Annotated in this window: 20 protein-coding genes; all 20 read left to right on the top strand. The window is 56.6% G+C overall.

The window, feature by feature from the left end; all coding sequences use genetic code 11:
- The first annotated feature begins 72 nt into the window (after positions 1–72).
- On the top strand, positions 73–390 hold the full coding sequence (gene rpsJ, locus AC5S26_RS26045; protein WP_013581294.1) for a 30S ribosomal protein S10: 318 nt from the start codon (positions 73–75) through the stop codon (positions 388–390).
- A gap of 98 nt (positions 391–488) precedes the next feature.
- On the top strand, positions 489–1,229 hold the full coding sequence (gene rplC / locus AC5S26_RS26040) for a 50S ribosomal protein L3 (RefSeq protein ID WP_494187877.1): 741 nt from the start codon (positions 489–491) through the stop codon (positions 1,227–1,229).
- Positions 1,230–1,368: 139 nt separating this feature from the next.
- On the top strand, positions 1,369–2,046 hold the full coding sequence (gene rplD / locus AC5S26_RS26035; protein ID WP_494187876.1) for a 50S ribosomal protein L4: 678 nt from the start codon (positions 1,369–1,371) through the stop codon (positions 2,044–2,046).
- Position 2,047: 1 nt separating this feature from the next.
- A complete protein-coding gene (locus AC5S26_RS26030) occupies positions 2,048–2,341 on the top strand; it encodes a 50S ribosomal protein L23 (RefSeq protein WP_494187875.1) in 294 nt (97 codons plus the stop codon).
- A gap of 103 nt (positions 2,342–2,444) precedes the next feature.
- On the top strand, positions 2,445–3,269 hold the full coding sequence (rplB, locus tag AC5S26_RS26025) for a 50S ribosomal protein L2 (protein WP_494187874.1): 825 nt from the start codon (positions 2,445–2,447) through the stop codon (positions 3,267–3,269).
- 17 nt (positions 3,270–3,286) lie between these two features.
- Positions 3,287–3,571 carry a 30S ribosomal protein S19 gene (rpsS, locus tag AC5S26_RS26020; protein ID WP_494187873.1) on the top strand — a complete coding sequence of 95 codons (285 nt, stop codon included), beginning with the start codon at positions 3,287–3,289 and terminating at the stop codon, positions 3,569–3,571.
- Positions 3,572–3,619: 48 nt separating this feature from the next.
- Entirely contained in the window at positions 3,620–4,135 is a 516-nt protein-coding gene (rplV, locus tag AC5S26_RS26015; RefSeq protein ID WP_494187872.1) for a 50S ribosomal protein L22, read from the top strand.
- Between the two features lie 91 nt (positions 4,136–4,226).
- Positions 4,227–4,901 (top strand): 30S ribosomal protein S3, encoded by a 675-nt coding sequence (gene rpsC, locus AC5S26_RS26010; RefSeq protein ID WP_494187871.1) that lies wholly within the window; start codon positions 4,227–4,229, stop codon positions 4,899–4,901.
- Between the two features lie 87 nt (positions 4,902–4,988).
- On the top strand, positions 4,989–5,423 hold the full coding sequence (gene rplP / locus AC5S26_RS26005) for a 50S ribosomal protein L16 (protein WP_334270035.1): 435 nt from the start codon (positions 4,989–4,991) through the stop codon (positions 5,421–5,423).
- Positions 5,424–5,449: 26 nt separating this feature from the next.
- The gene (gene rpmC, locus AC5S26_RS26000; protein WP_494187870.1) at positions 5,450–5,716 is read left to right on the top strand and encodes a 50S ribosomal protein L29; all 267 of its coding nucleotides are present in this window, start codon (positions 5,450–5,452) and stop codon (positions 5,714–5,716) included.
- Between the two features lie 3 nt (positions 5,717–5,719).
- A complete protein-coding gene (rpsQ, locus tag AC5S26_RS25995) occupies positions 5,720–6,055 on the top strand; it encodes a 30S ribosomal protein S17 (RefSeq protein ID WP_494187869.1) in 336 nt (111 codons plus the stop codon).
- Positions 6,056–6,144: 89 nt separating this feature from the next.
- Entirely contained in the window at positions 6,145–6,516 is a 372-nt protein-coding gene (gene rplN, locus AC5S26_RS25990; RefSeq protein ID WP_130418695.1) for a 50S ribosomal protein L14, read from the top strand.
- Positions 6,517–6,594: 78 nt separating this feature from the next.
- The gene (gene rplX, locus AC5S26_RS25985) at positions 6,595–6,924 is read left to right on the top strand and encodes a 50S ribosomal protein L24 (RefSeq protein ID WP_494187868.1); all 330 of its coding nucleotides are present in this window, start codon (positions 6,595–6,597) and stop codon (positions 6,922–6,924) included.
- A gap of 95 nt (positions 6,925–7,019) precedes the next feature.
- The gene (gene rplE / locus AC5S26_RS25980; RefSeq protein ID WP_494187867.1) at positions 7,020–7,571 is read left to right on the top strand and encodes a 50S ribosomal protein L5; all 552 of its coding nucleotides are present in this window, start codon (positions 7,020–7,022) and stop codon (positions 7,569–7,571) included.
- A 61-nt stretch (positions 7,572–7,632) separates the two neighbouring features.
- Complete coding sequence (locus AC5S26_RS25975; protein ID WP_026387052.1) at positions 7,633–7,818, top strand: type Z 30S ribosomal protein S14; 186 nt, start codon at positions 7,633–7,635, stop codon at positions 7,816–7,818.
- A 214-nt stretch (positions 7,819–8,032) separates the two neighbouring features.
- Positions 8,033–8,431: a 30S ribosomal protein S8 gene (gene rpsH, locus AC5S26_RS25970; protein WP_494187866.1), complete on the top strand. Its 399-nt coding sequence runs from the start codon at positions 8,033–8,035 to the stop codon at positions 8,429–8,431.
- A 122-nt stretch (positions 8,432–8,553) separates the two neighbouring features.
- Positions 8,554–9,093, top strand: a complete 540-nt coding sequence (gene rplF / locus AC5S26_RS25965; protein ID WP_494187865.1) for a 50S ribosomal protein L6 — start codon at positions 8,554–8,556, stop codon at positions 9,091–9,093.
- Positions 9,094–9,289: 196 nt separating this feature from the next.
- Complete coding sequence (gene rplR, locus AC5S26_RS25960; protein ID WP_494187864.1) at positions 9,290–9,655, top strand: 50S ribosomal protein L18; 366 nt, start codon at positions 9,290–9,292, stop codon at positions 9,653–9,655.
- 60 nt (positions 9,656–9,715) lie between these two features.
- Positions 9,716–10,222, top strand: a complete 507-nt coding sequence (gene rpsE, locus AC5S26_RS25955; protein ID WP_494187863.1) for a 30S ribosomal protein S5 — start codon at positions 9,716–9,718, stop codon at positions 10,220–10,222.
- 15 nt (positions 10,223–10,237) lie between these two features.
- On the top strand, positions 10,238–10,426 hold the full coding sequence (gene rpmD, locus AC5S26_RS25950; RefSeq protein WP_494187862.1) for a 50S ribosomal protein L30: 189 nt from the start codon (positions 10,238–10,240) through the stop codon (positions 10,424–10,426).
- Positions 10,427–10,491 lie beyond the last annotated feature (65 nt).

The following is a 10,491-nucleotide window of genomic DNA, read 5'->3' as shown; positions in this document are numbered from 1 at the left end:
ACCAAAGCGCCGCCGGCGGGAAGCCGGCGGCGACTCAAGCAAGTTCTTTGCGCAAAGAAAAGAGAAAAGACGATGGCAGGACAGAGAATCAGAATTCGCTTGAAGGCTTATGACTACCGCGTACTCGACACATCCACAGGAGAGATCGTCGAGACAGCGAAGCGCACAGGCGCGCAGGTTGCAGGGCCCATTCCGCTGCCGACGATGAAGAACAAGTATTGCGTTCTGCGTTCGCCCCACGTCGACAAGAAGTCGCGCGAGGCCTTCGAGATTCGTACGCACAAGCGCCTGATCGATATTCTCGAGCCGACCCAGCAGACTGTGGACGCGTTGATGAAGCTGGATCTTCCGGCCGGCGTCGATGTTGAGATCAAGACGGTGCAGAAGTAAGGGCCTTACTCAAAAGGTAAAAGCCTTCGTTATTTTTCGCAGTATCAACCCGGCAGTGCTGAGCATGTACGCCAGCATGATGAGGAAAGGAAAAGAAGATGTCCGTATCAGGAATTCTCGGCAAGAAAGTCGGCATGACCCAGATGTTCGATGAGAAGGGCGATGTTCACCCGGTCACCGTACTGAAGGCTGGCCCATGCGTGATTACGCAGCTCAAGACGATGGCCAAGGACGGCTACGATGCCGCTCAGATCGGCTATGTGGACTTCGTCAAGGCTTCGAAGGTGAACAAGGCCATGACCGGCCACTTCGCGAAATCGAACGTCCCCCCGGTTCGTGTATTGAAGGAAGTTGCGGTCGAGACGCAGGCTGCCGCGAAGGATGGCGGAGAGTCGAATGGCGTCAAGGCTGGCGATCGTATTCTGGTGGATATCTTCTCGGACGAGAAGTTCGTGGACATCATCGGAACTTCGAAGGGCCGTGGCTTTGCGGGTGTCATTCGTCGTCATAACTTTGGCGGCGGACCCAAGTCGCACGGTCACATGTTCCAGGTGCAAGGTTCGATCGGAGCATCCTCGTTCCCCTCGCGTGTCTTCCCGGGCCAGCGCATGCCGGGCCACATGGGACACGACCAGGTGACAGTCCGAAATCTCCGCATCCGCGGTATCGATCTCGACGACAACCTGATCATGGTCGAGGGAGCAGTGCCTGGACCGCGTGACGGATATGTTTTGATCTCAAAGGCTAAGGCTCCGCCGCGTGAGCGCCGTGGCTTCGCCGGAGCGGGAACACTCGATCCGCTGAAGGCTTCGAAGAAAGCTGCACCGAAGAAGAAGTAAAGAAAAACAAGCAGAACGTCTTTAGTTTTGCATGTTGAAATGAACAAACCCTCTGCTCGGAAAACAGACCGGCTAAAGCAGAGAAATAAAGTCAGGGCGCGCCGCATCGATGGCCGCACAGAAAGAGAACTGAAGGACGATGGCAAACATCAACGTAGTGAATCTCGGTGGAACGAAGGTCGGCGAGTTTGAGCTCGCAGACTCCGTCTTCGCCGGCGAGGTCAACGACGCGCTTCTATGGGAGGCGGTGAAGCACTACCGCGCCGCATTGCGTCAGGGAACGGCTGCGACCAAGAACCGCAAGCTTGTCTCCGGCGCAGGAAAGAAGCTGTGGAAGCAGAAGGGAACTGGACGCGCACGCGTAGGCTCGATCCGCACTCCGCTCTGGCGTGGCGGTGGCACGGTCCATGGACCTCAGCCGCGCAGCTACGAATATGCCTTTCCGCAGAAGAAGCTGATGGGCGCACTTCGGTCGGCGATCGCGGCGAAGATCTCCGAGGGCAAGATCACAGTTGTCGACTCGTTTTCGGTACCCGAAGCCAAGACCAAGCTCTTCCGCCAGGCTCTTGACAAGCTCGAAGCGGGCAAGACGACACTCCTGGTTGAGACCAGCAAGAAGCTCGATGAGAAGCTCTATCTTGGCTCACGTAACCTGGCTGGTGTTGAACTGGTGCTCAGTTCCGAGGTTCATCCCTATGATCTGCTTCGCTATGAGCATGCCGTCTTCTCCAAGGATGCCATTGAGGCTCTGCAAGAGACATTGAAGAAATACGTTTCGAAGAGAAAGGCCGTTGAGGCCCAGAAGGAGGTCGCGTAACATGCCGACCCTTTATACCGTCATTCGCCGCCCCCTGATCACTGAGAAGGGCATGGGCGTCAAAGAGACTCAGAACACCCTGGTCTTTGAAGTTGCCGAGAAGGCAACCAAGACCGAAGTCAAGCAGGCTGTCGAGACCCTTTTCAAGGTGAAGGTCTCTGCGGTTCGCACTTCGATCGTCGAGGGCAAGGAGCGTCGCCGGGGTAAGTTCGCCGGTTACCGCCCTGACTGGAAGAAGGCATATGTCCGCCTGAAGGCGGGCGAGAAGATGCCGGAGTATCTCGACAGTTTGTAGTCCTGCCGACCGCCAGCTGATTCGCCAAAGTATGAATCAGCTCGAACAGAGTTTGAAGTTTCGACACTAGCTCGGAAGTAAAAAGCTAGGAGCAAAGAAGACGATGCCGATCAAATCATTTCGACCAATTACACCATCCCTCCGCTTCGCGACGAAGCTGGTTAACGATGACCTGACGACGGACAAGCCACACAAGCCGCTGCTCGCTGTCAAACAGCGCACCGGCGGCCGCAACTCGTCGGGTTCGCTGACCATCCGCCACCATGGTGGTGGTCACAAGAAGAAGCTACGCTTGATTGACTTCAAGCGCGATAAATACGGGATCCCGGCCACAGTTACGACGATCGAATACGATCCGAACCGCAGTTCCCGCATTGCGCTGGTCAGCTATGCCGATGGCGAGAAGCGCTACATCATTCAGCCCATTGGTCTGAAGGTAGGACAGACCATCATGAGCGGTCCCGAGGCCGACATCCTGGTCGGAAATGCTCTACCGCTAAAGAACATTCCGGTTGGTACGATCGTGCACAACATCGAGCTCCGTCCTGGCAAGGGCGCGCAGATGGCACGTTCGGCTGGAGCCCAGGTAAACCTGGTTGCCAAGGAAGGCGACTATGCGCTTCTGAAGCTGCCCTCCGGCGAGACCCGCAAGGTTCTCATCGAGTGCATGGCGACGATCGGTCAGGTTGGCAACACCGATCATGAGAACGTAACGATCGGCAAGGCAGGACGTAATCGCTGGAAGGGCATCCGCCCGGCCAACCGCGGCGTCTCGATGAACCCGGTCGACCATCCGCACGGCGGTGGTGAGGGCAAGACCTCGGGCGGCCGTCATCCGGTGACACCATGGGGCCAGCCGACTCGTGGATACAAGACCCGTAACAACAAGCGGACGGATGTGTTCATCGTCAACCGCAGAAGCAAATAAGAATTCGGAGCTAAGAGATGGCACGTTCTACTAAAAAGGGTCCCTTTATCGACGACCACCTCATGACGAAGATAAACGTCATGAACCAGACGAACGACAAGAAGGTCCTTCGTACCTGGTCACGCCGTTCGACGATTCATCCGGACTTCGTGGGTCACACCATTGCGGTTCACAACGGTCGCAAATTCATCCCGGTCTATGTGACCGAGAATATGGTTGGCCACAAGCTCGGCGAATTTGCGGCCACCCGCACGTTCAAGGGCCACTCCGCCAAGACCGAATCTGCGGCGAAGCCGAAATAAGAGCGGTCACGTTACCAGTATTTGTTTAGTTTCTAAGGACTGAAAGTCATGGCTAAGGCAGCAGAGAAGATAAGAGAGTTCCGCGCGGAGGCGAAGTTTCAGCGCACCAGCCCGCAGAAGGCGAAGCTCGTTCTGGACCTGATCAAGGGGCTCCGCGTGGAGCAGGCGATCAACACGGTCCACTTCAACAACAAGCGCATCGCTCCAGTAGTGGAGAAGGTTCTGCGCTCAGCGATCCAGAACGCGAACTATCTCTCGCAGGAGCAGGGGTTGGATGTCGATGTCGATAACCTCTATGTGAAGTCTGCCGTGGCCAACGAGGGCCCGCGCATGAAGCGGATTCGGCCTGCTCCGATGGGACGCGCGTTCCGCTATCAGCGTCGTCTCGCCCACATCATCGTGACCGTGGCCGAGAAGAACAAGTCTACGGTGGCTACGGAAGAGACTACGGCAGCTCCGGCAAAGAAGACGTCCAAAAAGACGGCAACAAAGACAGCAGCGAAGAAGGCTCCAGCCAAGAAGGCTGCGGCGAAGAAGACAGCAACCAAGAAAGCCGCCAAGTAAGCGAACTTTCGACGTCTGCTTGAGTTAAAATATAGGTTTGCACTACCGCCCGCCGGCTCAACCGGTCAGGAGCGCAGAGTAAAGGGAAGCTATGGGACAGAAAGTCCATCCGTATGGGTTTCGCCTCGGCGTAAACAAGCCGTGGAAGTCACGCTGGTTTGTTGAGCGCGGCTATGACAAATTGCTGGTCGAGGACGTCAAGTTGAAGGCTGAGCTTCGCGAGAAGCTGAAGGCCGCTGGCGTCAGCTCGGTCGAGGTGGAGCGCCCTGGCAACAAGCTGCGCCTGATCATTCGCACCGCCCGCCCGGGCATCATCATCGGTCGCAAGGGTGCTGAGATCGACAAGCTCAAGGCCGACATCCAGAAGCGGACCAACCGCGAGGTTTTTGTCGACATTCTCGAGGTGAACAAGCCTGAGCTCGACGCTCAGCTGGTGGCCGAGAACATCGCGCTGCAGCTGGAGAAGCGCGTCAGCTTTCGTCGCGCGATGCGCAAGTCCGTTGACTCCGCGCTCCGCTTCGGTTGCAAGGGTATCAAGGTTCGTGTATCCGGCCGTTTGAACGGAAATGAGATTGCTCGTTCGGAGTGGTATCTCCAAGGCCGTCTGCCGCTGCACACGCTGCGCGCTGATATCGACTACGGATTTGCCGAGGCACATACCACTTACGGCATCATCGGCGTGAAGACCTGGGTCTATCGCGGCGATATCTACGAACAGAAGAAGCGTCGCGATCAGGGTACGACCGCAGGTGTCTTCGCGTCGTAACTACAGGCAAGTTGCAGGAATAAGTTTTGATTGAGCTAGGTCTGGCTAAGAGCTGGAAGCTAGCAGCCAATAGCTAGGGGTTTTATTATGTTGATGCCTAAGAAGGTGAAGTATCGCAAGCAGCAGCGCGGCCGGATGACCGGCAAGGCGTGGCGCGGCTCCGATCTCTCGTTCGGCGATTACGGCCTGAAGGTTATGGAGTGCGGTTACATTACTGACCGCCAGATTGAGGCCAGCCGTATCGCGATGACGCGTTTCATCAAGCGCGGTGGCAAGGTTTGGCTGCGGCTGTTCCCGGACAAGCCGATCACGAAAAAGCCGGCCGAAACCCGTATGGGTAAAGGTAAGGGCGCTCCCGACCATTGGGTATGCGTCGTTCGTCCGGGCAGGATTCTGTTCGAGATGGAAGGCGTGAATCCCGAGATGGCGAAGGAGGCAATGCGCCTCGCCGCTCACAAGCTGCCGCTCAAGACCAGCTTCGTTCAGCGCCACGACGTGGTCAACACGGTTGCGGCCAAGTAAGAGATTCGGTTTGAAGGAAGAGACACATGGAACTCGATAAGATTCGCAACCTCAGTGACGAAGAGCTCAAGGGCGAGCAGGCCAAGGCTGCCGAGCAGCTTTTCCGTATCCGCTTTCAGAAGAGCCTCGGAAATACCGAGGGTGTTAAAAAGATGCGGACGCTGAAGCTGGACATCGCCCGTATCAAGACCGTCGCCCGTGAGCGCCAGCTGGCCGGTGAAACCGCCGAAAAGCCCGCAGCTGTTGCGGCCGCTCCGGCCAAGAGCACTCGCAAGAAAGCAAAGAAGGATTAAGCCATGGCAGAGACCACAAACAAACCCGAAACCGCCGAGCAGGCCCCGTCCCGTCGTAATGAAAAGGTCGGACTGGTCGTCTCAACCAAGATGCAGAAGACGATCGTCGTTGAGATCGAGATGCGCAAGGCGCATCCCAAGTACAAGCGCGTCATGAAGTCGAACAAGAAGTTCTACGCGCATGACGAGCAAAATTCGGCCCGTGTGGGTGATGTTGTCCGCATCCGCGAGGCACGCCCTCTCTCCAAGCTGAAGCGCTGGTCCCTCGAAGAGATCGTTCGTCGCAGTTCGCTCGCGCAGCTGGCAGACGAGAAGACCTCAGCGACCGAGAGCAAATAGACTTGTAACCGCGTTTTGCGCGGCATTGAAGATTTTGGATTCAAAGCCAGGGGAAGAAACGCCCCGGCCGCACCACCAGGAGACGAACGATGTCAGTACAGATGAGAACAATTCTTGACGTGGCCGATAACTCCGGCGCACGCAAGTTGCAGGTGATCCTGCCCCTTGGTGGCGGTCTCGGCAAGAAGGCCGGCCTGGGCGACGTCGTCACTGCGGCAGTCAAAGAGGCCTCCCCGGACGGAACCGTGAAGAAGGGCAAGGTCGTCAAGGCTGTGATCGTACGGACGCGGAAGGAGTATCGGCGCAAGGATGGAACGTATATCCGCTTCGATCAGAATGCCGCCGTCGTCATCAACGATGCGATGGAGCCGGTCGGAACCCGCGTCTTTGGTCCCGTCGCCCGCGAGCTTCGGGAGAAGAAGTTTCTGAAGATCGCCTCGCTTGCACCTGAGGTTATCTAACTGTTTCAAGCCGCTTAGGCGGTTACATAGCGGATTCCGGCTCCGACAGATCGCCGAGGTAGGAGAGGTCAAACAGTTATGGCAGGCATCAAGATCAAGCGTAACGATACCGTCGAGGTCATCGCGGGTAAAGACAAGGGCAAGCGAGGCCGGGTTCTGCGCGTTATCGCCGACCGCGACCGTGTTCTGGTTGAGCATGTGATGATGGTCAAGAAGCACATGAAGCCGAACCCGCAGCGCAACATCAAGGGCGGAATCGCCGAGCAGGAGTCGCCGATTCACATCTCGAACGTGATGCTGGTCGATGGCGAGGGCAATAGGACCCGTCTTGCATCACGGATCGAGGGTGACAAGAAAGTTCGTGTTTCGAAGGCGAGCGGAAACGCGATCGCCGAGAAAAAGAAGTAAAACGCAACAGGTAGTTCGATCCTTCAAAGGTTCACCCCACGAAACGGTATACGGCGCAAGCCAATCCGGAACCGTGGAGAAAGCGAAAGAATAAAATGGCAGTGTCACGATTCCGAGAGAAGTACGACAAAGAGATCAAACCGGCTCTCGCCAAAGAGCTCAACATCGAGAACGTGATGGCGATCCCGAAGCTGGAAAAGATCGTCGTCAACATGGGCCTGGGCGAAGCGACCCAGAATGTCAAGATCATGGATCCCCTGGTAGCTGACCTTGCCTCGATCACCGGCCAGAAGCCTGTGACCACCAAGGCCAAGAAGTCGATCGCCGCCTTTAAGGTTCGCGAGGGCATGCCGATCGGCGCCATGGTTACCCTTCGCGGCGATGCGATGTACGAGTTCCTCGATCGCCTGGTTTCGATCGCGCTGCCTCGCGTTCGCGACTTCCGTGGGGTCTCGTCCAAGAGCTTTGACGGCCGCGGTAACTATACGCTTGGCCTGCGCGATCAGCTCATCTTCGCCGAAATCGACTATGCGAAGGTCGACAAGATCAAGGGTATGAACGTTACCATTGTGACTACAGCCCAGGACGACAATGGAGCACGTGCCCTGTTGAAGGGTTTCGGCATGCCCTTCCGTCAGGGAGCGTAAAACGCGCGGTCTCAAAGTGCGGCACCGTAAACAGTTTTTTGAAGGATAGAGAGTAAAGGTTATGTCAACTACAGCAAAGCGCGTCAAAGACGCAAGAAAGCCGAAGTTCAAGTCCCGTCAGCACAATCGCTGCCAGCTCTGCGGTCGTCCTCGCGCCTTCCTTCGCAAGTTCGGAGTCTGCCGTCTCTGCTTCCGTTCGCTCGCTCTCAAGGGAGAGATTCCGGGCGTCGTGAAGTCGAGCTGGTAATCGCTGGCCGCACATAGGTTCAGGCAGATTTCTGCCTGATATAATTAGATCCATACATTGCATGCTTGGAATTCGCTTGCATGCCCGCTCCAGAGACCTCATTCAAGCCAAGGCTTAGGATGCAGAAGTCTGGAACGTAAACAAGCACAGGCACCAAGACATTCTTGCTGGTTCTCGCCACTGTCGCGAGCGAACGGAGAATGAAGGAGAATGAATGAACCTCACCGATCCAGTAGCAGATTTTCTGACCCGTATCCGCAACTCCATCCGTGCACGTCACCAGAAGCTGGACGTTCCCGCCTCTAAGCTGAAGGCGGAGATCGCCCGCATCCTCAAGGATGAAGGCTATATCGCCAACTTCAAGGCGACTGAGGAGAATGGTCAAAAAGTCATTCGCGTGTACCTGAAATATGGCACCAATAACGAAGCTGCGATCCGTGACTTGCAGCGTGTCTCGCGTCCCGGTTGCCGCGTTTATGTCGGCCGCGATGAGATCCGCCGCGTTCAGGGAGGTCTGGGCATCTCCATTATGACGACTCCCAAGGGAGTCATGACTGGCCGTCAGGCTCGTCGCGAAGGTGTAGGCGGCGAGATTCTCTGCGAAGTCTGGTAATTCGCAGGCTTTAATTTGAAGTTTTGTATTAAGCATTACCGGCAGTAATGCTGCCAGGCTGCAGTGGAACGAAGAAGAACCGTTTTGCTTCGCGACTCGCAAGCCAAGAAAAGGAATTCACCATGTCTCGTATTGGCAAGAAGCCGATTCCGATGCCCACCGGCGTAAAGTACACGGTCAACGGCAACACTGTTCTGGTCGAGGGTCCGAAGGGCAAGGTCACAGCGCTGCTTCCCGCCGGCATCTCGCTGGTCCAGAAGGATGGCGCCATCGTCGCCGAGCGTGAAAGCGATAAGCAGGCGGCCTTTCATGGCCTCGCTCGTGCGCTGGTCTTCAATGCCGTCCACGGCGTCACCACCGGTTGGACCAAGGAACTCGACATCGTCGGCATCGGTTACCGTGTCGAGATGAAGGGAAAAGGGGTTGTGGTCTTTACCTTGGGCTACTCCCATCCGATCGAGTTTCCGTTGCCTGCCGGCATTGAGGTCACTATCGACCCCAAGCAGACCCACGTCACCATCTCCGGCATCGATCGTCAGAAGGTCGGACAGGTTGCTGCTGACATGCGTTCGCTTCGCAAGCCCGACCCGTACAAGAATAAGGGCGTTCGCTACACCGGCGAGAAGCTGAAGAAGAAGGTTGGCAAGACTGGCGCCAAGTAAATCGGGGAGGATTAGGTTCACCCCCCGCGTTTGGCATCAGTAGTCGCACAAGTTAGGAACCAGAGGCTGGGTCAGGAAGAATCCAGCACATTCGAGAGAGCTCTGAAGCCCCGCCTCTGGTCCCTGTTCCCTGATTAGAAGTTAAAACCGAACGTCGTCAGCACTCTGGCGACGCTGTTAGGAAGGAAAACGAACTATGATCAACCCTCGCAAACGCGACGTCATCCGCAAGCGGGTCCACACACGAATCCGTGAAAAGATGTCCGGAACCGCCGAGCGTCCACGTCTCAATGTCTATCGCTCGCTCGATCACATCTACACGCAGCTGATCGATGATGCATCCGGTGTCACCCTGGCCTCAGCTTCCACGCTCAACAAAAAAGGCGAAGAGAAGAAGGCTGGCGGCAACATCGCAGCAGCTGCCGAAGTCGGCAAGCTTATCGCGGAGCGCGCGCAGCAGAAGGGCATCAAGAAGGTGGTCTTCGATCGCGGCGGTTATCTTTATCACGGCCGCATCAAGGCTCTGGCCGACGCGGCTCGCGAAGCGGGCCTGGAGTTCTAGGTTTTCTAAGTTTCTCGAACGGCGCTCGCAACCGGGCAGCCAGAAAGCTGGATAAGAATTATGGCACTAAAGAAAAAGATCGACGCGAACCGGCTCAACCTGAAGGACCAGGTTGTTAGCATCAACCGCGTCACCAAGGTCGTCAAGGGTGGTAAGAACATGTCCTTCGCCGCGCTGGTCGTGATCGGTGATCCGGCCGAAGGCGTTGTGGGCTATGGTTCGGGCAAGGCCAAAGAGGTTCCGCAGGCCATCCGCAAGGGCATCGAGGCCGCCAAGAAGAATCTCTTCAAGATCAACCTCACTGACACCTCGATTCCGCATCAGGTACTCGGACACTACGGTGCAGGCCGGGTTATGCTGAAGCCCGCTCCCGAGGGTACCGGTGTCATCGCCGGGGGCACGGTTCGCGCCGTTATGACCTCGGCTGGCGTTCAGAACGTTCTGACCAAGTCCATCGGCACTAAGAATCCGCACAACGTCATCAAGGCCACCTTCGACGCTCTCACCCAGCTTCGTAATAAGGCTGAAGTCGCTGCGTTGCGTGGCAAAGCTGAAGAAGAACTGTAAGAGGAGCTCCTAGTCATGGCCGAAACCAAAGCCAAAATCAAGCTGCAGTACTTTCGCTCAAAGATCGCCACGCCGGTCAAGCATAAGCTCGTCGTCAAGGGCCTCGGCTTTACCCGCCTGAACCAGATCGTCGAGCGCGAGGACACGCCGTCCATCCGCGGCATGGTCGCCAAGGTTCCGCATCTCGTCCGTATCGTAGAGTAGGAAGGCGTCATTAGTATTCATTGATTGGCTTCGTGCCGATCCCAAAATGCGAGTCGGGAGCCAGA

This window comes from Edaphobacter sp. FHG110511_03 (assembly GCF_059115365.1).
Note: the sequence above shows the minus strand (reverse complement) of the source record. Positions and strands in the feature narration are given on the sequence as shown.

Coding starts and splice junctions, on each gene's coding strand:
- rpsJ (WP_013581294.1), top strand. CDS start 73: ATGGCAGGACAGAGAATCAGAATTCGCTTGAAGGCTTATGACTACCGC.
- rplC (WP_494187877.1), top strand. CDS start 489: ATGTCCGTATCAGGAATTCTCGGCAAGAAAGTCGGCATGACCCAGATG.
- rplD (WP_494187876.1), top strand. CDS start 1,369: ATGGCAAACATCAACGTAGTGAATCTCGGTGGAACGAAGGTCGGCGAG.
- AC5S26_RS26030 (WP_494187875.1), top strand. CDS start 2,048: ATGCCGACCCTTTATACCGTCATTCGCCGCCCCCTGATCACTGAGAAG.
- rplB (WP_494187874.1), top strand. CDS start 2,445: ATGCCGATCAAATCATTTCGACCAATTACACCATCCCTCCGCTTCGCG.
- rpsS (WP_494187873.1), top strand. CDS start 3,287: ATGGCACGTTCTACTAAAAAGGGTCCCTTTATCGACGACCACCTCATG.
- rplV (WP_494187872.1), top strand. CDS start 3,620: ATGGCTAAGGCAGCAGAGAAGATAAGAGAGTTCCGCGCGGAGGCGAAG.
- rpsC (WP_494187871.1), top strand. CDS start 4,227: ATGGGACAGAAAGTCCATCCGTATGGGTTTCGCCTCGGCGTAAACAAG.
- rplP (WP_334270035.1), top strand. CDS start 4,989: ATGTTGATGCCTAAGAAGGTGAAGTATCGCAAGCAGCAGCGCGGCCGG.
- rpmC (WP_494187870.1), top strand. CDS start 5,450: ATGGAACTCGATAAGATTCGCAACCTCAGTGACGAAGAGCTCAAGGGC.
- rpsQ (WP_494187869.1), top strand. CDS start 5,720: ATGGCAGAGACCACAAACAAACCCGAAACCGCCGAGCAGGCCCCGTCC.
- rplN (WP_130418695.1), top strand. CDS start 6,145: ATGTCAGTACAGATGAGAACAATTCTTGACGTGGCCGATAACTCCGGC.
- rplX (WP_494187868.1), top strand. CDS start 6,595: ATGGCAGGCATCAAGATCAAGCGTAACGATACCGTCGAGGTCATCGCG.
- rplE (WP_494187867.1), top strand. CDS start 7,020: ATGGCAGTGTCACGATTCCGAGAGAAGTACGACAAAGAGATCAAACCG.
- AC5S26_RS25975 (WP_026387052.1), top strand. CDS start 7,633: ATGTCAACTACAGCAAAGCGCGTCAAAGACGCAAGAAAGCCGAAGTTC.
- rpsH (WP_494187866.1), top strand. CDS start 8,033: ATGAACCTCACCGATCCAGTAGCAGATTTTCTGACCCGTATCCGCAAC.
- rplF (WP_494187865.1), top strand. CDS start 8,554: ATGTCTCGTATTGGCAAGAAGCCGATTCCGATGCCCACCGGCGTAAAG.
- rplR (WP_494187864.1), top strand. CDS start 9,290: ATGATCAACCCTCGCAAACGCGACGTCATCCGCAAGCGGGTCCACACA.
- rpsE (WP_494187863.1), top strand. CDS start 9,716: ATGGCACTAAAGAAAAAGATCGACGCGAACCGGCTCAACCTGAAGGAC.
- rpmD (WP_494187862.1), top strand. CDS start 10,238: ATGGCCGAAACCAAAGCCAAAATCAAGCTGCAGTACTTTCGCTCAAAG.